Origin of the sequence: Brachyspira suanatina, assembly GCF_001049755.1 — a bacterium.
Lineage (GTDB): Bacteria > Spirochaetota > Brachyspiria > Brachyspirales > Brachyspiraceae > Brachyspira > Brachyspira suanatina.
The window spans coordinates 1453582-1477342 of sequence record NZ_CVLB01000001.1; the positions used below are offsets into that span (position 1 = coordinate 1453582).

Here is a 23761-nt window from a genome sequence, read left to right on the forward strand (position 1 = left end):
TCATTTTCTTTTTCCGCCTACTACTCTTGTAACTTTTCTATTAATTACAGGCACTGAAAGAGCAATTGCAACTATTATAGCAGTAAGAAGTTTTAAATCTGTAGCCTTTAATCCCAACTGAAGAACTATAGCTATTATTATTCTGTATATTATAGAACCCATTACAACAGAAGCCAATTTGTACCAGAATGAGAATCTATTACCGAATACAACCTCCCCTATTATAACAGAGGCAAGACCTATAACTATAGTACCAGTTCCCATACCTACATCAGCATATCCCTGACTCTGAGTAACCAAAGCACCGGATAAAGCAACCAAAGCATTTGATATCATAAGTCCTATTATTTTCATAACATTAGTATCAACACCTAATGCTCTAATCATTCTTTCATTATTACCGGTAGCCCTTATAGCACAGCCCATTTCTGTACCGAAAAACCAATACATCAAAGCTATGATTATTACAGAGAATATAAATCCTACAAGTAAATCTGATAATACTTTACTTAATGAAAGTATATTTTGAATTATAGTTAAAGAAGTATCCATTCCCAAAAGAGGTATATTAGGTCTGTTTCCCATAACTCTAATGTTAATAGAATATAATGCAATCATTGTAAGAATACCCGCTAATATTCCAGGTATTTGAAGCTTAGTATTTAAAAAACCTGTTGCAAATCCAGCCAAAGAACCTGCCAAAAAAGCAAAAAACAAAGTTATAAAAGGATTCATACCATTCGATATAAGTATTGCACTTACAGCACCGCCTAAAGCAAAACTTCCATCAACAGTCAAATCTGGGAAATCCAAAACCTTAAATGTAATATAAACACCTAGAGTCATTATTCCCCAAATGATACCCTGAGATGCTGCACCTTCTATTGCCAAAAAAATCCCTTCCATTATACAAACCTCTATTATTGCTGATTAAAATATATGATAATTATTATAACAAAAATTGGGGGCAGAATCCTTATTAAATATTAAAGATTCTCCCTCAATTCTTATATTTTATTTAATATTTTACTTATTATATAATGATTCTGGTATTGTTATGCCAATGCTATTAACCATATTAGTATTAACTACCAAATCAAAAGTTTTTAATGTTTCTATAGGCATAGTTGCAGGCTTTTTTTCTCCTTTTAATATAGCAACTGCCTGAGTAGCTGTCAATTTTCCAAGTTCATAATAGCTTATAGCATAAGTAGCAGTACCGCCAAGCATAGTCATACCACCTTCTCCGCAAACTACTGGAAGTTTAGCAGGCTCTGCAACTAAAGCAACTGTAGCCATACCAGCAGCTATCATATTATCAGTTGGGGTATAGATAGCTTCTACTTTTCCAACTAAACTCTGAACAACCTGCTGTATTTCATTAGCGGATGTCACTGTTGCATCTATATATTTTATTCCCATAGAATCTAATTTCTTTTTTGCTATATCCATTTGAAATACGGAGTTCTGTTCGCTTGAACAATATAAAAGTCCTACTGTTTTTAAGTTAGGAGTGATTTCATTTAATAATTCAATTTGTGCTTCTACAGGAGTTAAATCAGAAGTACCTGAAACATTTCCTCCAGGAGCATTATTATCAGCAACAAGTTTTGCTGCTGCAGGATCTGTAACAGCTGTAACAAGTATAGGTATATCTTTTGTCATATTAGCTACTGCTTGTGCTGCAGGTGTTGCTATTGCCAAAATCAAATCGCTTTTATCATTAACGAACTTTTGTCCTATAGTTACACAGTTTGCCTGTTCGCCTTGAGCATTCTGATAATCTATAATAATATTTTTTCCGTCTTCATATCCTGCTTCTTTAAGTCCGTCAACAAAACCTCTGTAAGAAGCATCTAATGCATCATGCTCTATTAACTGAAGAATTCCTATTTTAAATACTTTATCTCCTGCTGCATTAGAATTAGAACTTCCTGAAGAACATGAAATAAATATCATTGATGTTATGATAAATAAAGAATATAAATATCTTTTCATAATCAAACTCCTATTTTTAATAGAAAAAAATTTAAGAAACTATATACAGTAATTATACTACATATAATAATAATGTCAATTAATAATTATCACATTATTAATATATCAAAATAGTTTTTCAAAAACTAAAATATTTTACCATAATGTATAATATAATTTTGGTAACATAAATATGAATTTAATTTTTTAATGAAAATATTAATTTTTAAGTTTTTTATAAAAAATAATATAATATTTTTATGCTTTAAATATAAAATAACTTGATATAAAAAAAATATTATATATAATTTGCTGTCAAAGAATATGGGAATGAGGGTGAAAATCCTTCGCTGGCACGCAACCGTAAAGTTTAGTTTTTTATATAAATAAAATAACTAACGAAGTCGGATACCATTAAAATAGGCGAGTGCACTGAAAAATTCTTTAAGCACTCATTTATTAAATACTCAGTAATATTTAATTTAAATAAAGGAGCATCTATTATGCAAAAACAAATCAAATTTTTTTTAACACTTTTAACGGTGTTAATTTTAGCCGTATCATGTGCTAAAAACAATCCAAATGACCCTAATAATAATAACGGATCTGGAATAATCACTACAGTATATTATGGCAGTAAATCTATTGTTGTTAATACTGCAGATCAAGACAAATTAAAAGAATTATGGATAGGATTAGTTAAGAATCAATTTATTTATTATGCAACAGATTATGCATATAAATCAGGAAAGTTTGACTCTGAAGGAAATTATCATGATATTAGCAGTGATTATCAAAATCCTAAACCTGAAATTAGAACTAAATATATAAAAAATATCGCTTATCAATACAATGGAAAATTTTATCTTGCAGGCATATATTGGGATAATGAAAATCAAGGTATGCCTAATGCTTATCGTCTAATCGCTTTCGATGATAAAGGTGCAGAATTAGCATGGTTTGGTGGCGGAAGCAATCCTAATAACATACCAAATGAAAATACTGTATGGACTAGATATAAAGATGGTTCTGGAAAAGATGCTATATGGGGATATATAGAAAAATTCTAATATATTAATTTCAATTTTTTCTATAAAAATAATTAGTATAAAATTTATAATATACTGCAATATTAAAATTTAGTATTTCATAAAATAGTATAGCATTTGAAATAGTAAGTACACTAACATTCACATTTATTAAAATTCATAAAAAATAAAGGAGCATTTATTATGCAAAAACAAATTAAAATTTTTTTAACACTTTTAACAGTGATAACTTTAGCAATATCATGTGCTGGAAACAATCCAAATAATCCGACAGCAGGAACATCTTTATGGAAAAACAATATAAATTACAACTTATTAATCAAAGATTGGTATAATCCAAATTATCAAACAGAAATTTATAAAATAGAAGAAAGTGGAAACAATAAAATAGACTTTAATGTACTTAATCCTCAGGGAGATATTAGCTACTCTATTTCTGTATCAGAAATAATTTGGAATAATGATAATACATCTGGTATTATGTACGGAATATATACAAAGATAGACGAATCTTTTCAAGCTGGGGCTCTTAATAAATGGTATGCTATATCATTTAAAAATTTAACTAAATCTTCTTTATCCATATCTCAAGCTTGGGTTCAAGATGGAACTCCTTCTGGTATTTTTTATACTGAAACTCTTGAAGAAGCAAAAACTAAATTTACAGAAGAAAATAAGGCATTTTCAGTTTATTCAGATTTAGTACCTAAAACAAAATAAACAATAAATTAATAATCAAGGTATAATCATCATGAAAAATAAAATCAAAATTTTAATAAACATATTTATAATATTAATTATATCTATTTCATGTGCTCCTAAATCTGTAACTGATCCTAGACAAGAAACAATCAATGAAAATTCAAAAGTAAATGTATCAGCTGTAGAAATTGGAAATGGATATAATGGAACTATTTATTATGGTAACAAAGCTTATACAGGTGAAATAACTCAGTCAAAAATTGAAGAGATATGGAAAACTATGGTTAATAATAAAAATATATATGAAACATCATCATATAGTACAGTAACAGGACAATTCAAAGATGATGCTAATTATTATGAAGATAAATGGAATAATGGAACAAGCCCTAGAACTGTTTTTAAAAGATGTATGGTATGTACATATAATGGTAAAAATTATATAGCCGGAGTATATTGGGATAATAAAACAGGCATCGGAATGCAGATAAGATATAGACTTATAATAGTTGATGAAGAAGGAGCTGAACAAGCTTGGTATGGCGGCGGAAGCGATCAAAATACTATACCAAATGAAAAAACAAGCGATTGGGTAAAGTATTGGTGGCCTTTTGGTTATATAAAACTTCAATAAAATAAAATTAAAAGTGTATTCATATGAAAAAGTATATCATAGTATTATTTATATTCACAAATTTATTATATTCACAAAGTTATTTGATAAGAGAATTAAAAGGCGGTATTTGGGTTACTTCTCAAGTGGAAATAACAAATGCATCTCAAACTAATCAGACTAATAATATTTCTGATCCCAAAACTCCTATCAAAGCAAATAATCGTATAATAACATCTGAAGAAATAGACAGAATGGGATATAAAAATGCTCAGGAAGTATTAGCTAATCAGCCGGGATTCATTAACAAAGGCAATTATATGGGAAATGAAGTTGTTGATCCTGCTGGTGCAAATGGAGATAATATAAAAATATATATTAATGGCATACTTATGAATACAGCTAAAGGAAATGCTGATGCCGGAGTTGATTTAAGAAGAATACCATCGAATTTGATAGAATCCATTGAAATAATAGGCAATTCTATATATATAACAACTAAAAGTCCTGTTCAGGATATACTTTTAATATCATTATGTTATGGCGCTTATAATACAGTAAGACCATCTATACTATTTTCAAAGAACATTGATGAACATCAGGTATTTACTTTTACTGCTGATTCTTATTATAGTGATGCAAATTATCATTATGATTTTATTAATTCTTCAGGAGACAGAGTACAAGGAAATTTTAGAGATAATAGACAATTTATAGTTAATTCATCTGCCAACTATAAATATACATTTGATAATAAAGATCATATAAATGTATTTGCTAATATATCTTATTCAAGCTCTGCTGCCCAATATCAAATACCGCCTATAAATAAAACTGATTCTTGGTTTACTTTTACTACTCTAGCTTCTTCAATATCATATAATGGATTTTCAGATATTTTAAATTATAATGTTACTTTATCATATTTATTTGATTCATTTGTAGACAGACCTTATTTTCAGAATGGTAAATTTGTATCAGATTATAAATCGCATGCTATAGCTTTAAATACAACTTTAGAAAGAATGGACGAATTTTTACCAAACACTATTACAATGTATAATAAATTAACCCCTGAATACAGATATGATATTTTAACAGAAGATACAAATGCTATAGAAACTAATTTTTATTATTATCCTCAAAGACATTCTATTTCAATAAAATATGATATGCAATTATCTTTCGGATATTGGGATAATAATACACCTATATTTACATTGCTTCCTAGCATAAAGTATGAATATCAAAATGAAATATTTACTAATCAAAAAAATAATAATTATTTAGCATACAATGTAGGATTTAATTTAAATTTTTATAAAGGCTACTCATTGTATTTTGGCTATATGAGTGATTATACCTCACCTACTTTTAATGATCTTTATTACGGCACTTTCAGTAATCCTAAATTATTGCCTGAAAGCTATAATCAACTGCTCACTAAATTAACATTAGAACCTATAACAAATTTAAAAATAGAAGCCTCTTATGCTTATACAACATATACAAATAAAATAATTTGGCTGTATGCAGTTCCTGAAAATGTAGATACAGCAACTTCACATATATTTACTTCAAGTATAGGATATGATATACCATTTGCTCAGTATCATAAGATAAAAACAAAAATAGGTTATTCTTATCAGCTTGCCTATATGGGAGAAAATCAGCTCCCTAAAATAGGTTTGCCGGAACATGTTGTTACAGCATTACTCGGTTATGATTTTATACCTAAAAATAAAGTATTAAGTTCATTATCTTTAAATATTTACTATACCTACTCTGCTCCAAGACCTTTAACAGATTATAAACCAATAAAATATTCTGAAGTATTTCATGATTTTGATATATCATTCTACTCTATATGGTTTAATCATTTGATATTCTCTATGCATTTTAAAAATATTTTTAATAAAACTCCTATACTTTCTACATACTCTGTTGCCAAACCTTTTACTTGGGAATTTGAAATAGGATATAATTTTTAATAAAAATATTTTGCAATTTTAATTTACTTTAGTATAATCTTTTATATATAAAAAATATAATGAGTTTCTTATGTTAAAAGATATATCTAATTATATAAAATACAGAATTGACAGAATGCTTAATAAAGGGCTTTTCTATCAATTAATGCTTTTAGTATTTGCAATAATAATTCTCCTTTTAATAGTATCAATATTTATCATAGTATTTTTTCAGTATCCTCCTAAAGATGCATTTTGGGATAGCTTGATGCAGTTTATAGATACGGGAAATATATCTTCTGTAGAAGGCAATACTGGTGTAGTAATAACTTTTTTAATGGTAACTTTTGTAGGCGTATGCGGCTGGGGTTCTCTTATAGCTATGATCAATAAAGCTTTGCAAGATAGAATAAATAATCTAAGCAAAGGTAATGCATTTATAATGGAAAAAAATCATGCTATTATTTTAGGGTACGGAGAAGAAGCTCTCACTATAGTAGAAGAATTTATAAAAGCAAAAGTTAAAACCATTGTAATACTATCTGAACATAATGTTGATGTTATAAGGAAAAGAGTTTCATTTATAAAAGGATATAAAAAAACTAATATAATAATAAGAGAAGGAACTACAAGCAGAATAGAAAATATAAAATTATTAAATATTTCTAAATCATCAAGCATATCAATAATAAATAATGATGATACAGAATCTCTGAATATACTTTTAGCTTTGAAAAAAATTATAGAAGAAATAGAAGAAGATAAAATTGATAACAAAATTAATATATGCGTATTGGTTCATGAAGAAGATACTATTGAGATAATAAAATCCATTGAAAATAAAAACTTTGTAATTCATGTAATTTATAAATATGAAATTCTTTATAAACTTATAGCACAAAGTATAATTTATACAGGCTTAAGCAATGTTTATGAGGATTTATTTTCTAATGATGGTAATATATTTTATATAGAAAATGATCATGATTTTGATAATTGGAAATTTGAAGATGCTGCTTCAAAATATTTTGACAAGGGAATGATATTGCTTGGAATAACAAAAGAAGATAGAAGTCAGATTTTAATACCTAATTATGATTATGTAATAAAAAAAGAAAATAGACTAATAGTATTATCAAAAAATAATTACGATAACCCTATTAAAGAATATCCTGATATAAAACCAAATATTATTAAATATAAAAATAACATTCTATTAATATGTGAAGAAAAAAGATACACTGAAATAATAAAAGAAATTTCAGAATATATAGAAAATAATAATATAGTTATGCTAAGTTATGATTTAATAAAATCTCAAAAAAATAAATATAAGTTTATGTTGGAAAAATTAAATAAAGAAAATACAACAAAAATAGTATTAATATCTGAAGATAATATCACAGACATAAAAAGCATTAATATACTTTTGATTATAAGAGAAATAATAAAAAAAGAAAAATTAAATATAGCAATATTATCATTATTAAATTCTATACAAAAAAGGAATTTGATATATTCAGATGATGTAAGAGACTTTATAGTGAGCGGTAAACTTATAGGTATGCTTATGGCACAGGCTTCTATAAGTTCAAATATATTATATATTTTCTACGGACTTCTAAGCAGAAATGGAAAAGATATTATAATGTCTCCATATTCTGATTATTTTAATGAATCTAGAAGTTTTAAAGATGTATACTTTAATTTACTAAAGAAAAAAATAATTTTAATAGGCATCAAAAGATACAATGATATTATTTTAAATCCTAATTCTGAATGTATGCTTGATAATAAGGATGAAATTGTAATTATAACTAATTATGTATTAGAAGAAGAAAATGAAGAGTTAATTTTTTAACCTACTTCATTGCAATAAAGTAGATTAAAAAATTGAAATATAAAAAATTTTATTCAAGAAGTTTTATTATATCATTATAATTGTTCATCTTAGCATAATATAAAGCATCATTTCCATGTTTATTTACTATAGATTTATCAGCACTTGCTTTGATTAATAATTCTACAACTTTAATATGACCTTCCATACATGCCAATATAAGTGCAGTATTTCCTACATCATCTTGTATATTAACATTGATATTTTTAGCAATAATTGCTTTTATAACATCCTCATCTCCGAATATTGCAGCATCTAAGAATGTTTCTTCATCTTGATTTAATGGATAAAGTTGATTAAATGAAATTAAAGTTATAGATATAATCATTAATGGTATAAGTATAATATTTTTCATTATAAATATCCTCCTTTTTTATTATCGGAGAAAAACTATTTATAGTTAAAAAATAAAAACTATTCTCAAATAATATTTAAGAATAGTTTTATAAAAGATGTGGAGGTTATGGGGATCGAACCCACGACCTACTGCGTGCAAGGCAGTCGCTCTCCCAAACTGAGCTAAACCCCCGATTATATATTTTAAAGAACCTGAGCGTGTGGGCCTGGGAGGAATTGAACCACCGACCTTTCGATTATCAGTCGAACGCTCTAGCCATCTGAGCTACAGGCCCTTTAATTTATTCATCAACGATATGTATTAGATTATAGCATAATTAAAAAAAATAGCAAGTGCTTTTTTATATTTTTTTTTATAATTAATAAAACTTTATAAAAAATGTTGTAAAAAAAACTATTTATATTATACTATACAAATATGATTAATAAAAATAATTTTTTTTCTAGAGATAATAATTCTTTAACACACAATAAAATTTTAGTTATTGGCGGAGAAATACTATTAATTGCTATAGTATTTACTGCTTTTTTCTATTTTTGTTATTTAATTAGAGATATAATAAATCCTATTATATTATTTATTATACTTATAGTAGCTCTAATACCGTTTTGGAAATATATATGGGCTAAAACTTCAATAGTATTAATATTAGCCTTATTTACACTATGGGTCATTAAAGAAGCCGGATATTTAGTTGCACCATTTATTTGGGGAATTTTTATTGCATATATGTTTGATCCTTTAATAACAAAAATGCAGACTAAAATTCCTAGAATAACCGCCGTATTACTAATATATATACCATTATTATTATTGGCTATAATATTTATAATATTTATTCTTCCCAGAACTATAGAACAAATTGAAGTAATATTTAAAACATTGCCTCAATATGTGGATAAAATATATAACTCCATATCTGATATGCTTATAACATTATCTGAAAAATTAAACAGAACAATAGGAAAAAGTTTTGATATCAATTTAGAAATAGACTCAAATGCTATAAATGATTTTTTATTTGGTAATAGCGGCGTTGTAACTTTAATGTATAGAAAAATTATAGATTTCAGATTCCAGAATATAAACAGCATAACTACAATATTCAGCATAATATTTTCATACTTTGTAATACTTCCTTTTGTTACTTTTTATCTAATGTTGGACTTTCAAAATATAAAAGATAGAATCATAAAAATAATACCTATGAGATGGCAAAGTTCTGTAAGTAATATAATAAAAAATTCAAATTATATAATAAATAGTTATGTAGTTGGAATGACAATATTAGCTGTATCATTTTTTATCATATGTTATATAATGCTATCCGTAACAAATACTAAATATGCATTTATATTAGCTTTACTTAGAGGGCTTTTAAATTATATACCATTTATAGGACCATTTGCAGCATTTATATCAGCATTATTTATAGGTATAATTACAGAACCTGTATGGTGGCATGGCGCTTTAAAAATGTGTATAATATACGGCATCATACAAATATTGGATTCAGGAATAATGGCGCCTAAAATATTGGGAAAATCAGTAAAAATTCACCCTATAGCTGTAATGTTCAGTACTATTATAGGAGGAGTACTTTTTGGTTTCCTAGGAGTATTATTTGCTGTACCATTCTGCGGAATTATAATAATAACAATAAAAAACTTTTTTAATAAATATTATCATTCAAAATTTTATACTTTAACGAAAAGAGGCGAATAGATGTTAGTTTACTTAGTACCAATATTTATAATACTTCCATTATTTTTAATGGCTATTATGATATTTCTACCAACGTTCATAGGAAAGAGAATACCTCCTGCTTTCTCAAAAGAAAAAACTCAAGTATTTAATATTAATAGAAATGAATTATACAATCTCATCATAGATTATGAAAACTACCCTGCTTGGTTAAAATACATATCAATAGTTCGTACAGAAAAATTAGATAATGATAAATTAAAAATAATGCAAACATATTCAAATAGAAGGACATATCAGGAATTAATAGAAGTAAGAAGAATAGAAAACAGTGAAATATCAATAGTAAAAACAGAAAATGAATACACAGCTCTTTGGACATATATATTAGAAGATACAGAAAATGGAAGAACTAGACTTACAATAAAAGAAACTATGTATGTATATCATCCTTATTTGAGATTCATGCTTAAATATGTACTTATAGATGAAAACGGTAAAAGCGACTTTTTCAGAAGAGTAAGAGCTTTTATAAACAAACATAAACAATAATTTTTTATTATTGTTATGCTCGCCCACCTGTAAAGGTGCCTACTTGGTTCACTAAAGGCTTAACTTAATAAATTAAGTTACGTGCCTGTGTCCCTATTGGAAGGGCTTGGACTCGCTTTTATATTTTAATTCTAATATTTAAAAACTATTATTTTTTATTATTGCTAATAAAAATTGTTCCTCTCGCTATGCGTGCCTACAGCAAAGGCTCTGTCAAGTAAACTTGCCAGAGGCGAACAATTTTTATAATTAGCTTTACAATATTTAAAAATTACTATTTTCTATTCTTTTTACCCCATACACATATAGCATCTAATATTGGTATTAAAGATTTACCTCTTTTAGATAAGCTATATTCTACTTTGGGTGGTATTTGAGGGTATTCTTTTCTAGTAATTAAATCATCTTTTTCTAATTCTTTCAAAGTTAAACTCAATGTTTTATGAGAGATATTAGATATTATTCTTTTTAATTCATTATATCTCACAACATTTAATTCTGACAATATATATAATATTATCATTTTATATTTACCTGATATTAATGACATAGTATAGGCAAAACCTGTATCTTCCATATATTTTTCTTTAAGTTTGTTATTATCTTTTTTCATATATTATCCTTTATTATCATTTTATACTTTACTTTTAGTTAGTATATAATATTTTTGTTAGTACTTGATAAATATAATATATAATACTAAAATAATAATATCAATAATAATTTACTATACAGGAGTAAAAAATGAAAAAAATATTAGTTTTAAATGGAAGCCCAAGATTAAATGGCAACACTTCTGTTTTGATAGAAGAATTTACTAAAGGGGCAAAACTTAACGGAAATGATATAATAAAATTCAATTTAGACAGAATGAATATACATTGCTGTAAAGGCTGTTTAAAAGGAGGTAAAAATCCTGATAGTCCATGCTCTCAAAAAGACGATATGGATAAAATATATCCGCATTATAAAGAAGCAGACATACTGGTATTGGCATCTCCTATGTATTATTGGGCCTTCTCTGCTCAATTAAAAATCTTTATAGACAGAATATTTGCTGTTACTGAAATAGATCCTAATTATAAAACACCATATAAAGAATGCATTATGCTTATGGCAGCAGAAGGAAATGATGATAATAATTCTAAGCCTGTTATAGAATATTATCAATCTTTATTGAATTATTTAGGCTGGAAAGATTTAGGATATTTAATTGCAGGGGGAGTATTTAATATAGGAGATATTAAAGGAAAAGAAGAATTTTTAAATAAAGCATTTGAAATAGGAAAAGCTATAATTTAAATCCATTTACATTAATTCATTTTAATATATAATTTATAGTCAATAAATTTAAAAAATAAGGATTTTTAATACATGATTAATTTTGAACCTATTTCATTAGAAAAACAGGAACTTTATCATAAATATTTTTCTATGACTCCAGAGCAATCTGCTGATTATACATTTATGAATTTGTTAGGATTAAAGGATATATATATGCTTGAATGGGCATTTACAGAAAAGCTAGTTTGGATAAGACAGAAATCTCCTTATACTATATATTGGGCTCCTGTAGGCGATTGGTTTAATACTAACTTCTGCACTGATTTTAGCCCTTGTGAAATTTCAGGTGAAACTATAATAAGAATACCTAAGGAACTAGCTTTATTTTGGGAGAAAACTACTAAAATAAAAGTTAAAGAAACTAGAGATGAATGGGAATATATATATGATCTCAATGAACTAACTACACTACCGGGGAAAAAATTCCATAACAAAAAGAATTTATATAATCAATTTCTTAAAAATGAATTTAAATATGTTCCAATAGATAATAAAACTGTAATAAAGGATATACTTGATTTCGAAGCTAAATGGGAAGAAGAAGAGAAAAAAAACAATGCTGCTTTAAATGAAAATAATGCTGAAGAATGCGAAACTTTTGACAGCAGTAAATTATTAACTCATGAAGTAAGAGCGGAAGCAGACACTATAATGATAAAAACTTTACTTGGTAATTGGGATATAATAAATAATATATCAGGAGGAGCTATTTATATAGATAATAAAATAGTAGCATATACTATAGCTGATTTAAGTATGAGAGATACTATTGTAGTTCATTCAGAAAGAGGTGATAGAAATTACAAAGGCACATATCAGGCAATAAACAGAATGTTCTTAGAAAATTTAAAAAATTATATAAATGATTATGAAAGATTTAAATTTGTTAATAGAGAGCAGGATGTTGGAGATTTAGGACTTAGAAAAGCAAAAATGTCATATAATCCTGTAGGATATATAGAAAAATATAAAGGTTTCTGTACAGAATTCTAATAAAAATATAAACTCAATTTAAATTTTTCAATAAAAAAGGAAGCCCAATTCTTTGAGCTTCCTTTCATATTATCTTATTTACTCATTAACCTAATATAGCTAAAAGTACTCCGGCAGCAACAGCAGAACCAATTACTCCTGATACATTCGGACCCATAGCATGCATAAGTAAGAAGTTATGAGGATTAGATTCCTGTCCAACTTTATTAGCAACTCTTGCAGCCATAGGAACAGCTGATACTCCAGCAGCTCCGATAAGAGGATTGATTTTATCTTTACTAAATATATTCATTAATTTAGCAAGAAGTACTCCGCCTGCTGTACCCATAGAGAATGCTACTAAACCTAATACTAATATACCCAATGTTTCAAAACGTAAGAATTTATCAGCAGCCAATTTACTGCCAACAGATAATCCTAACATTATTGTAACTATGTTAATTAATTCATTTTGAGCAGTTTTAGAAAGTCTGTCTGTAACACCAGATTCTTTGATTAAATTACCAAACATCAAAGCACCAATTAAAGGAGCAGCATCTGGTAAAAGTAAAGCAACAAGTATTATAACAGTAAGAGGGAAAATAATTTTTTCTCTTTTACTAACAGGACGAAGCTGTTTCATCTCTATTTTTCTTTCATTTTCTGTAGTAAGCCATTTCATAATAGGAGGCTGTATTATAGGTACTAAAGCCATATATGAATAAGCAGCAACCGCAATAGCACCTAATAAACCAGGTGAAAGTCTTGAAGCTGTAAATATAGCAGTAGGACCATCAGCACCTCCGATAATACCTATTGAAGCAGCATCTTTTAATGTGAAAGAAATAACTGGTATATATGTAGATATTATCATAGCACCAAGTAAAGTACCAAATATACCTATCTGAGCAGCAGCACCTAATAAAGCAGTTTTAGGGTTAGCAATAAGCGGACCAAAGTCTGTCATAGCACCAACACCAATGAATATGAATAGTGGGAATAATCCTGATTCAATACCAAAAGTATATATTTGACCTAAAAAACCTCCGCTGCTTATAGTAACAGGTATACCATTCATAATTTCTACTACAGGCAAAGCAGCAATATTTGCTATAGGAATATTAGCTAAAATTCCGCCCATACCTATAGGAATAAGAAGAAGTGGTTCAAAACCTTTAGCTATAGCAAGATAAACTAAAAGTAAACCAACACAAATCATTATAGCATTCTGCCATAATGGAGCAGATTTTACTTTAATATCATTTAATTTAGTTTGATATTTTTCTTCTTTACTCTTTTCAGCTTTAGCTTGAGCTTCTGCTATTTCTTTTTCGCTTCTAGGAAATAAACCTCCGAAAGCAGTATTTCTCACCAAAGAAATAAGCGAATCTTTTATATTAAGAGGTTCCTGATCACTTTCTTGAGGCAACACCACAGATGCTGTCATAAAGATAAGTGCAAATACTAAAAATATTTTTCTCATTATTTTTATCTCCTTAAAATCAGCATCTATATATTAGCCAACTATAGCCAATTCCTGACCTGCAACAACAGCATCACCTGGTTTTACTTTTACTTCTTTAACTACACCGCTAGCAGAAGATTTAATTTCAACTTCCATTTTCATAGCTTCTACTATTAATATAGTAGTTCCGTCTTGAACTTGAGTTCCAACAGGAGCAACTATTTTTAATACTGTACCAGGTAAACCAGCAGTAACAGGAGTAGCAGAACCTGATGAAGCAGGAGCAGCAGATTGAGCAGCACCAGCAACTATACCATCTTTAATACTATAATCATAGCTTACACCATCAACTATAGCTTTACCATTTTCTATTTTTATACCATAGCTTGATCCGCCAACTGTAATAGTAACTTCATTGCTTGTAGCTTTAACATCAGAAGTACCGCCTGCATTCTTTCTAATACCAAGTTTAGCTTCGCCTTTAAGGAATTGAATACCTTTTTCTTTACAAGCAGCAGCAATAAATACATTCTCATCAGAAAGATCAGTTATGCCAGCATCTTTTAAAGCCTGTTCAGCAGCTTTTCTACCTTTTTTAGGGTTTTTATCATCTATATCCATGGCAAGTTCAGTAGTAGGCTGTAAACCTAACTGTTCGCTAGCTATTTTTACGATTTCTGGGTCTGGAGTAGAAGGTGTTTTACCAAAATAACCTAATACCATTTTTCCATAACCGTCAGCAATTTTTTTCCATTCACCTTGCATTACATTATTGAATGCTTGTTGGAAATAGAACTGAGATACAGGAGTTACTGAAGTACCAAAACCGCCTTTTTTAACTACCTCTGTCATAGCTTTAATAACTTCAGGGAATCTATTCATTACGTTAATATCTCTCATCATTTGAGTATTAGCTGTTAAAGCACCACCAGGCATTGGAGCGAATGGAATCATTGGCTCTACTGTTCTACTTTCAGGTGGTAAGAAGTAATCTTTCATACATTCTTTGAATACTTCTTCAGCTTCTCTGATTTTATCTATATCTACATTAAGAGTATATTCAGTGCCTCTTAAAGCATGCCACATAACTATTAAGTCTGTTTGACAAGTACCACCTGATACAGGAGCAGCTGAAAGGTCTATACAATCAGCACCAGCATCTAAAGCAGCTCTATACTGAACAGCACCTATACCTGCTGTTTCATGGCTATGCATTTGTATATGTACATCTTTACCTAATATTCTTCTAGCCTCTTTAATAGTATCATAAACTACCTGAGGAGTTGTAGTACCTGAAGCATCTTTAAAACATACAGAATCAAAATCTACTTTATCTTTAATTTGAGTTAATACTTTTCCATAGAATTCAGCATCATGTGCACCTTCACATCCAGGAGGAAGTGCCATCATACTAACACATACCTGGTGTTTAAGTCCTGCTTCTTTAATACATTTACCGCTAAAAATAAGGTTATTAACATCATTTAAAGCGTCAAAGTTTCTAATAGTTGTAACACCATGTTTTTTGAATAAATCAGCATGAAGTTTAATCATTTCTCTAGGCTGAGATTCCAAACCTACAACATTAACGCCTCTTGCTAAAGTTTGTAAGTTTACATTAGGTCCTACTGTTTTTCTAAAAGTATCCATAACATCAAAAGCATTTTCATTATTATAGAAAAATGCACTTTGGAATGTTGCACCGCCGCCTGACTCAAAATATGTAACTCCGGCTTTAACAAAAGCCTCTACAGCAGGCATAAAATCTTTAGATAATACTCTAGCACCATAAACAGATTGGAAACCATCTCTGAATGCTGTTAGCATAAATTTTATTTCTTTTTTAGCCATTATTATTTCTCCTTATAACTTGATAAAAAAATTACAATTTAATTATTTAGATTTACTGCTATGAACATGTGCTAAAGCAATAGCAATAGCAACCATTTTGTCATTGCTTGATGATATAACTGGAGGAGCAGCAGATATTTCTTCCTTAGGAGGAGGCATTAATTTATCTACTTGTGCTACTATACCAGCGACAAACTTCATAACGAAAACTAATATAATTAAAAACAATACAACAACACCCATACCTATGAGCATTATTTGCAAAGCTTCTATAATACTACTATTCATCAAAACACTCCTATTATTAATAAATTTTAACTGCTTAATTATACATTATTTTTTACTTATATACAAGTAAATTTATTACAAAATATAGATCTAATATCACAATATATTTGACTTTATAGAAATACTATATATAATAATTATAATTTAGTTAATAAATTTTTGGGATAAAATTATGAATACTAATTCACTTTCAGCTAATATGCCAATAGCAGTTTTTGATTCAGGATTAGGAGGTTTAACTGTTTTAAAAAAATTAATTGAAATACTTCCTAATGAAAATTACGTATATATAGGTGATAACGCTAATATACCATACGGTGATAAATCTAAAGAAGAAATAATAAATCTAACATTAAAAATGACTGATTTTTTAGTTGAGCAAAAATGCAAAATGATTATTATCGCATGCAATACTATAACAGCTTGCTCTTATGATATTTTAAAACAAAGATATAATATACCTATAATTGAAGTTATATCAAATGCTGTAATAGATGCATTGGATAAAACAAAAAATAATAATATATCAATAATGGCTACAGAGTTTACAGTTAATTCTAATATATATAAAAACAGAATAATAAAATTTAATAAACAAGCAAAAGTTACTCAAATAGCATGCAAAGACTTATGCCCTATGATAGAAAATGGCTGGTATAGTTATGAAAACAGATTAGAAATATTAAAAAACTATTTAGAAAGCATAGATACAAATTCAGATACTTTAATATTAGGATGCACCCATTATCCTCATATAATTAATGATATAAAAAATTTATTAGAAAATGATATTAGAAATTCTATAAATAATATAATAGATCCTTCGTATCATACAGCAATATCAGCTAAAGAATATTTAAAAAATAATAATTTATTATCTGATAATATAATAGAAGATTATAAAACAACCATATTTTCTACAGAGAAATCAGAAAAAATTAATAAATTGATAAATATATTAATTCCAAAAGATATTTATAAAAACTATAACATAAAATATGTAAATTTATAATTATTGACTTTATTTTATATTATGATAGTATTATAATATGAATTGTTTAATCACAAATCTGAAAAGTATATTCTATTTTTCATTTACAAAAATATCACAAATTCAAAAAAAATTATTTTTTGTGGAGTATTGTGATGTTTTCTGATATACTTTACAGTTTAACAATATACCCTATTGAATTTATATTAGAAACAATATTCTATTACTTTAAAGTAGAAACACAAAGCAGCTATACGGTTAGTGTCATTCTAGTTAGTTTGATTATTAATATATTATCACTTCCTCTATACAATATAGCTGAAAAATGGCAGCAGAAAGAAAGAGATATGCAGGCGAAAATGAAGCCTACTATAGATAATATTAAAGCTGTATATAAAGGAGATCAGGCTTATTTATTAATTAGAACTTGTCAAAGAATCAATGGATACAAAACGATATATGCATTCAGAGGAGTATTAGGATTATTAATACAAATACCTTTCTTTTTAGCAGGATATAATTTTTTTACAAGTCTTACAGGAGCTGAAACAGAGAGTTTTTTTCTAATTAAAAGTTTAGGGGATCCAGATAAAATAATTCATATTGGAAATTATTATATCAATTTACTCCCATTTATAATGACTGCTTTTTCATTGGCATCAACATTTGTATACTCAAAAAAATTAACATTTAAAGAATCAATACCTATATTTTTAATGAGTTTATTCTTTTTAGTATTTTTATATAATTCTCCTGCTATACTTTTATTATATTGGACTATAAACTGTGCATTTTCATTTTTTAAAAATATAGTTTTAGTAAATATAAAAAAAATAAAAACTATTATAAATAATATATCAAATAATAAAATATTTATTTTAGCTTCTAAGATAATATATTCTCTATATACTATTTTAATACTAATAATGACTATTCTATATTTTTTAAGAAATACATTGATAAATAAATCATCTATTGGATACCCATTTTTAAAAATATTTATAATACATGTTAAAACTTACATGGATTTATCATTAATATGGTTATTAATTTCAATTATAGCATTATTAATATTTTTAAATAAAAAAAATATATTAAATTTTATACAAATAGAAAGCAAATTGAGATTAAAAATATTCATATCATCATTGATAACTATAACAACATTATCTGGTTTATTTATTATAACTTCATTGATAGCATCTTCCGGACAAGAATTTGAAAATCCATTTAATACAATATTTGCTGTATTTTTTAAATATGTTGGTATATTTATAGTCTATCCAATATTTATATATTTTCTATTCTCTGAAAAAATTAAAAATAATATAACTCTTATTTATATATTTATAGCATTAATATCATTAGTTAACACTTTTATAATGGTAATGGACTATGGTTATATATCTAATAATTTTAAATTTGAATTAGAATATTTACTTATACCAAGTTTAAAACAAACAATTATAAATATCATTTTGATATTATTAGTATTATTTTTAACGTTAATAATAATAAAAAAGAAATTAATAAATTTAATGTTTAATATATTTATAATTATAACAATAAGTTTATTGGCTATATCATTATTTGATTTTGTAAAAATAAATAATGAACAAAAAAAATTATTAGAAATATCTTCTTTAAACAAGACAATAAATAAAAATGACAATATATTTAATTTTTCTAAAACAGGGACTAACATATTCATTATAATATTAGATAGAGGAAATCCTGAATTTGGAAACATAGCGTTTGAAAGATTTAAAGATATAAAAGATGAATTTGATGGTTTTATATGGTATCCTAATACTACCGCTTTAGGAGGCGGTACATTTGGAAGCATACAGGCATTATATGGGGGATACGAATATGCTCCATTTGAATTAAATGGAAAATATAATCTTAAAGATAAACATAATGAAGCACTTCTTATGATGCCCCAATTATTCTATAATGCAAATTATAGTTCTGTAACATTTGATCCATGTTTTGCAAATTTTTCATGGATTCCCGATTTAACTATATTTAAGAATTATACAAATATAAAAGCATATAATCAAAATAATAATATGATGGAAAAAGAATTGAATAATTTGATTAATGATAATTATACTAATAATTTTAATACAAATAATATAATAAAAAATAATGAAAACAGAGCTGTAAGATTCTCATTATTTAGAATACTTCCCGTTTTCTTGAGGAATCAATTATATGCGCAAAATGATTGGTTTATACCTAATTCTGGAAGAAATTTAGCCATTGTTGGTAAAAGTATACAAGAATATGCTCTATTACAAGCCTTAACAAATTTAACGAAAATAAATGAAAATGGTAATTATTTCAATATTATACATAGCGATACAACACATGAACCATTCAATTATAATAGCAATTTTATACCTTCATCAAAGATTGAAAATGTTCCAGATGAAGATATGAAATATTTTGGAAGTGATTTTTCTGCAAGAAGTTATTATTCCACAGTTGCTTCTTTAAGAGAACTTGCAAATTTTTTCAAATATCTAAAAGAAAATAATGTATATGATAATACAAAAATTATAATAGTTTCCGATCATTCTGGATATTTTTCTCCATCTATATTTGATAAAAATGATATGCATATATTTAAAGTATTCAATTCTATGCTTTATTTTAAAGATTTAAACTCAAAAGGAAATATTATATCTAATAATACATTTATGACTGTGGCAGATGTACCATATTTAGCTTCTAAGCATTTAGATAATCCTACAAATCCATTTACAGGAAAAATCATAACTAATGATTATAAAAATATTAATGGAATTGATGTTATTGTAACAGCAGATGGAGATCCTAATGCTAATTTTGAAAAAAGCTTTAATTATGTTGCTAGTTATAATGTAAAAGATAATATTTTTATAAAAACTAATTGGACACAAATAAAATGATTTTTAATATATAGATTTTAATCCTGTGTCTATATCGAATATCCAATGTTTATTAAATACTTTTCTATATGAATAACCGAATGGAAATTTTCCTATAGATACAGCAAAATATTTATTGCCGTTATTTTTTTGTTTGCTGCACATAGTTACTAAATTATTAGGCATATCCTCCATTATAAAATCGGATAACACTAACACATCAGCATTTCTAAAACTAGATGTATTCATCATTCTGTTTGCCTCATAAAGAGCCTTGTATATATCAGAACCTCCATGATAGCTTAGCTTCAAAAATTTTATTAAATCTTCAATGCTATTTTCTTTAGTAAATTTGCATGTATATATCTCGGTGCTGAAATTAATAAGATAAGCATTTCTATTTTCTGACAGAGCCTGCATAACCATTTTAAACATAGTAGCTTTGGCAATATATTCATTAATCCCTTTCATAGAACCGCTTGTGTCTATGCATATAATCATATCGCCTCTGCCTTCTCTGTAGCCTGCTCTTACTAAATGCTCCATATCATCATTAAACACATAAGCACTTTTATCAAAGCACATAAGCCTATTTTCTATATATTTTAATTTGAATAATTTTTCACTTTCTTCATTGCATAATAAAGAAAGTTCTTCAGGTATAACATTTTCTATATCTTTAGCAAAGTATATTCCAACTATCTCTTCTTTGGAACTTATCTTTTTATTGGTATTACTGTAAGTATTTTTAAACTCAACATTCTTCAATGATTTTTCTATATCGATTCTTCTGCCTATACTATCGCAAATGACTTCTATATCTTTATATTCATTTATAAAATCAACCCATCTTTTAAGTAAAGATATATCTTCTTCTTCAAGTTCCCCTACTCTAAAATCCCATAATACGCCTGTCTTTATTCTCAATATATTTGACATATACTTTAATTTTTTAAGCAAATTAATCCAAGATTCTATGTCAGCAATAAATTTATCCCTTCTTTCTTTTACTGTAGAAACAAGCCAATCATTATTTTTTTTATTATAAGTTTTTTTCCATACTGAAATGATATTCTTTTTTAAGATATTTAAATCATCTGAATTTGATAATTTTTCTCTCCAGAAATTTGTATCAATAGACAAAGCATTCAAACTATTTAAATCATTAAATATATCTTCTTTACTAGTATTTTTTAATTTTTTTAATGCTATATCCAATTCTGTTTTATTATCTTGATACGGATTATTATCATTTATAAAGACATTTAAATCTTTTTTCCATTTAGTAATTTTTATTTCTAATTCTTCAGTTAATCTTTCATCATTATAAAGATTATTAAAAGCACTATTAAAGACTCCTTTAGCCATTACTTCTGTTTTTTTTATTTCATCTTTATAAGAATCATTATCAAATTGTTTCATGATGTTCTATTTCACTTTTTAATCTTTCTGCATCCAATTTTTCACTTTCAAGATTTTCTATATAAGAATTAAACATATCTGTGAAAAAATTGAAACTTTCATCTGATACAAATATGCTTTTATTTGTATATTTATTTTTATTAAAGTCATTTTTAAAATTAACTATAATATTTTCAATACTAGATATTAAAGACTTTATCAATTTCAAATAGGCATCTTTTTTTTCTTTTTCAAGCTTTTTAGGACTAACCTTTTTCATATAAAAATCAGGCTCTGCTTCACAAAGAAACTCATAATTTTTAGAAAGCATGCCAGATACAAAACCGTTTGCCGCAGTAGCAGAATTTATTTCAACAGTACATTTTTCAGTGCCGTTAAAATTGCACCTGAATTTTCTTGTTTGATTTCTTCCTATATCTAAAGGATAAAAATAACCTTTTTTGCCTAATTGTTTTATTGGTATATAAATAATAGTTTCACCTTTATTGCCGTATTCATCAATATTGATAGATAAAGTTTTTGCCATATGAGGCTTATCATCAATATTTTCTGTATCATAAGTCTTTTCTAAATTATAAAACTCATCATCTATATTTTTCTGAACACTCTTAAAACTTTCTCTCCACTCATTAATATTCTGATTATTCAAATCATAGCATAAGCTTATAGCATTCTCTACTATTTTTTTTACTGCTTCAATATGCTCTTCCAAACTCCATAAACAATTATAAATTAAAATAGTTTCATAAATATCAACTTCATTTTTATCATTTAAATATGCAGCTGTTTTAAGTAAATATGAAATATGCTGCCATCTTCTATCTGAGACATATATTGCTATATCTCTATTATCCTCATTAAATTTTTCTATAGAAAGTTTTATATTATGAATTATATCAATAACCGATTTTGAAAGTTTTATATTATTTACCTCTTTTCTTATATTTACCCATTCATCAGTTGAAATTTTTAATTCATCATCTATATTTATATATGAATCTAATTGAGTATTTTCAAGTATCTTTTCAAAATTATCTTTATTTTTTATATTATTAACTATTAAACGTACAATGAATCTGTCATATAATGCCTCAAGTCCCTGACCTTCAGGAGGAGTTTCATTACTTGCTGAAATCAATGCTTTCAATGGTACTTTTATTTCTTCACTTCCATTTTTGAAAACTCTTTCATTTATTATGCTTAAAAGTGTATTAAGTATTGCAGGCGTGCTTTTCCATATTTCATCTAAAAATGCAAAATCAGCATCAGGCAAATATCCATCAATTTTTCTTATATATTTATCATTCTTTAACTCTTCCAAACTAATAGGACCGAATATGTCTTCCGGAGTAGAAAATCTCTGCATTAAATATCCGAAATATTTTGAGTCTTTAAATGCATAAGATACTCTTTTGGCTATAAAACTTTTTGCAGTTCCAGGAGGGCCGTATAAAAATATTGGCTTTCCTGCTATTGCACTAAGAAAAGTTAAAGATACAATTTCTTCTCTTTCATAAAGCCCTTCGGAAAGAAGTTTTATTATTTTTTCAATTCTTGATTTTGTATTTTTCATAAATATATATTTCTCTTAAAATTACTTTATCCTTACTTTTAGTAGTAAACTTGTAAAAATATTATATCATTTTTAATATAAATTGGAATTCCTTATTTTATATGTTATAATAAAA

General features: G+C 26.7%; 20 protein-coding genes and 2 tRNA genes. 11 read left to right on the plus strand and 11 right to left on the minus strand.

Going from position 1 to position 23761, the window contains the following annotated elements; translation table 11 throughout:
- On the minus strand, nucleotides 1–906 hold the full coding sequence (locus BRSU_RS06195) for an ABC transporter permease (protein ID WP_048594401.1): 906 nt from the start codon (nucleotides 904–906) through the stop codon (nucleotides 1–3).
- A gap of 120 nt (nucleotides 907–1026) precedes the next feature.
- Nucleotides 1027–1998 carry an ABC transporter substrate-binding protein gene (locus BRSU_RS06200; RefSeq protein ID WP_048594402.1) on the minus strand — a complete coding sequence of 324 codons (972 nt, stop codon included), beginning with the start codon at nucleotides 1996–1998 and terminating at the stop codon, nucleotides 1027–1029.
- A gap of 482 nt (nucleotides 1999–2480) precedes the next feature.
- On the opposite strand from BRSU_RS06200, the gene BRSU_RS06205 reads away from it, so the two are divergent.
- The 5 genes from BRSU_RS06205 (at nucleotide 2481) to BRSU_RS06225 (ending at nucleotide 8172) form a co-directional block, all read left to right on the plus strand.
- Entirely contained in the window at nucleotides 2481–3047 is a 567-nt protein-coding gene (locus BRSU_RS06205; protein WP_020063594.1) for a hypothetical protein, read from the plus strand.
- Nucleotides 3048–3209: 162 nt separating this feature from the next.
- The gene (locus BRSU_RS06210) at nucleotides 3210–3746 is read left to right on the plus strand and encodes a hypothetical protein (RefSeq protein WP_020063595.1); all 537 of its coding nucleotides are present in this window, start codon (nucleotides 3210–3212) and stop codon (nucleotides 3744–3746) included.
- Nucleotides 3747–3777: 31 nt separating this feature from the next.
- Nucleotides 3778–4362 (plus strand): hypothetical protein, encoded by a 585-nt coding sequence (locus BRSU_RS06215; protein ID WP_012669941.1) that lies wholly within the window; start codon nucleotides 3778–3780, stop codon nucleotides 4360–4362.
- Between the two features lie 23 nt (nucleotides 4363–4385).
- Nucleotides 4386–6332 carry a TonB-dependent receptor plug domain-containing protein gene (locus BRSU_RS06220; RefSeq protein ID WP_048594403.1) on the plus strand — a complete coding sequence of 649 codons (1947 nt, stop codon included), beginning with the start codon at nucleotides 4386–4388 and terminating at the stop codon, nucleotides 6330–6332.
- Nucleotides 6333–6402: 70 nt separating this feature from the next.
- Nucleotides 6403–8172 carry a CASTOR/POLLUX-related putative ion channel gene (locus BRSU_RS06225; protein WP_048594404.1) on the plus strand — a complete coding sequence of 590 codons (1770 nt, stop codon included), beginning with the start codon at nucleotides 6403–6405 and terminating at the stop codon, nucleotides 8170–8172.
- A 49-nt stretch (nucleotides 8173–8221) separates the two neighbouring features.
- On the opposite strand, the gene BRSU_RS06230 is transcribed toward BRSU_RS06225, so the two are convergent.
- From BRSU_RS06230 to BRSU_RS06240, 3 genes are all read right to left on the minus strand, one after another.
- Nucleotides 8222–8566 (minus strand): ankyrin repeat domain-containing protein, encoded by a 345-nt coding sequence (locus BRSU_RS06230; RefSeq protein ID WP_048594405.1) that lies wholly within the window; start codon nucleotides 8564–8566, stop codon nucleotides 8222–8224.
- A gap of 100 nt (nucleotides 8567–8666) precedes the next feature.
- Nucleotides 8667–8740 (minus strand) — tRNA-Ala (locus BRSU_RS06235).
- Nucleotides 8741–8769: 29 nt separating this feature from the next.
- Nucleotides 8770–8843 (minus strand) — tRNA-Ile (locus BRSU_RS06240).
- Between the two features lie 143 nt (nucleotides 8844–8986).
- On the opposite strand from BRSU_RS06240, the gene BRSU_RS06245 reads away from it, so the two are divergent.
- Complete coding sequence (locus BRSU_RS06245; protein WP_048594406.1) at nucleotides 8987–10294, plus strand: AI-2E family transporter; 1308 nt, start codon at nucleotides 8987–8989, stop codon at nucleotides 10292–10294.
- Nucleotides 10295–10825, plus strand: coding sequence for an SRPBCC family protein (locus BRSU_RS06250; protein ID WP_048594407.1), 531 nt, complete (start codon nucleotides 10295–10297; stop codon nucleotides 10823–10825).
- Between the two features lie 274 nt (nucleotides 10826–11099).
- Here the strand turns inward: BRSU_RS06250 and BRSU_RS06255 are convergent, their stop codons facing one another.
- Complete coding sequence (locus BRSU_RS06255) at nucleotides 11100–11438, minus strand: winged helix-turn-helix transcriptional regulator (RefSeq protein WP_048594408.1); 339 nt, start codon at nucleotides 11436–11438, stop codon at nucleotides 11100–11102.
- Between the two features lie 131 nt (nucleotides 11439–11569).
- Between BRSU_RS06255 and BRSU_RS06260 the strand changes: the two genes are divergently transcribed.
- A complete protein-coding gene (locus BRSU_RS06260; protein WP_048594409.1) occupies nucleotides 11570–12127 on the plus strand; it encodes a flavodoxin family protein in 558 nt (185 codons plus the stop codon).
- Nucleotides 12128–12199: 72 nt separating this feature from the next.
- Nucleotides 12200–13162: a DUF2156 domain-containing protein gene (locus tag BRSU_RS06265; RefSeq protein WP_048594410.1), complete on the plus strand. Its 963-nt coding sequence runs from the start codon at nucleotides 12200–12202 to the stop codon at nucleotides 13160–13162.
- Nucleotides 13163–13247: 85 nt separating this feature from the next.
- On the opposite strand, the gene BRSU_RS06270 is transcribed toward BRSU_RS06265, so the two are convergent.
- Genes BRSU_RS06270 through BRSU_RS06280 form a run of 3 tightly spaced genes read right to left on the minus strand, consistent with a single transcriptional unit; the run spans nucleotide 13248 to nucleotide 16745 of the window.
- Entirely contained in the window at nucleotides 13248–14624 is a 1377-nt protein-coding gene (locus tag BRSU_RS06270; RefSeq protein ID WP_048594411.1) for a sodium ion-translocating decarboxylase subunit beta, read from the minus strand.
- A gap of 33 nt (nucleotides 14625–14657) precedes the next feature.
- The gene (locus tag BRSU_RS06275; RefSeq protein ID WP_048594412.1) at nucleotides 14658–16457 is read right to left on the minus strand and encodes a biotin/lipoyl-containing protein; all 1800 of its coding nucleotides are present in this window, start codon (nucleotides 16455–16457) and stop codon (nucleotides 14658–14660) included.
- A gap of 42 nt (nucleotides 16458–16499) precedes the next feature.
- Nucleotides 16500–16745, minus strand: coding sequence for an OadG family protein (locus tag BRSU_RS06280; RefSeq protein ID WP_020063515.1), 246 nt, complete (start codon nucleotides 16743–16745; stop codon nucleotides 16500–16502).
- A 172-nt stretch (nucleotides 16746–16917) separates the two neighbouring features.
- On the opposite strand from BRSU_RS06280, the gene murI reads away from it, so the two are divergent.
- Both murI and BRSU_RS06290 read left to right on the plus strand, forming a co-directional pair.
- Nucleotides 16918–17757: a glutamate racemase gene (murI, locus tag BRSU_RS06285; protein WP_048594413.1), complete on the plus strand. Its 840-nt coding sequence runs from the start codon at nucleotides 16918–16920 to the stop codon at nucleotides 17755–17757.
- A 134-nt stretch (nucleotides 17758–17891) separates the two neighbouring features.
- Nucleotides 17892–20672 carry a YidC/Oxa1 family membrane protein insertase gene (locus tag BRSU_RS06290; protein ID WP_048594414.1) on the plus strand — a complete coding sequence of 927 codons (2781 nt, stop codon included), beginning with the start codon at nucleotides 17892–17894 and terminating at the stop codon, nucleotides 20670–20672.
- A 3-nt stretch (nucleotides 20673–20675) separates the two neighbouring features.
- On the opposite strand, the gene BRSU_RS06295 is transcribed toward BRSU_RS06290, so the two are convergent.
- Nucleotides 20676–22073 carry a VWA domain-containing protein gene (locus BRSU_RS06295; protein WP_048594415.1) on the minus strand — a complete coding sequence of 466 codons (1398 nt, stop codon included), beginning with the start codon at nucleotides 22071–22073 and terminating at the stop codon, nucleotides 20676–20678.
- Nucleotides 22060–23646: an AAA family ATPase gene (locus tag BRSU_RS06300; RefSeq protein ID WP_048594416.1), complete on the minus strand. Its 1587-nt coding sequence runs from the start codon at nucleotides 23644–23646 to the stop codon at nucleotides 22060–22062. The genes BRSU_RS06295 and BRSU_RS06300 overlap by 14 nt, the downstream gene beginning before the upstream one ends.
- Between the last annotated feature and the right edge of the window lie 115 nt (nucleotides 23647–23761).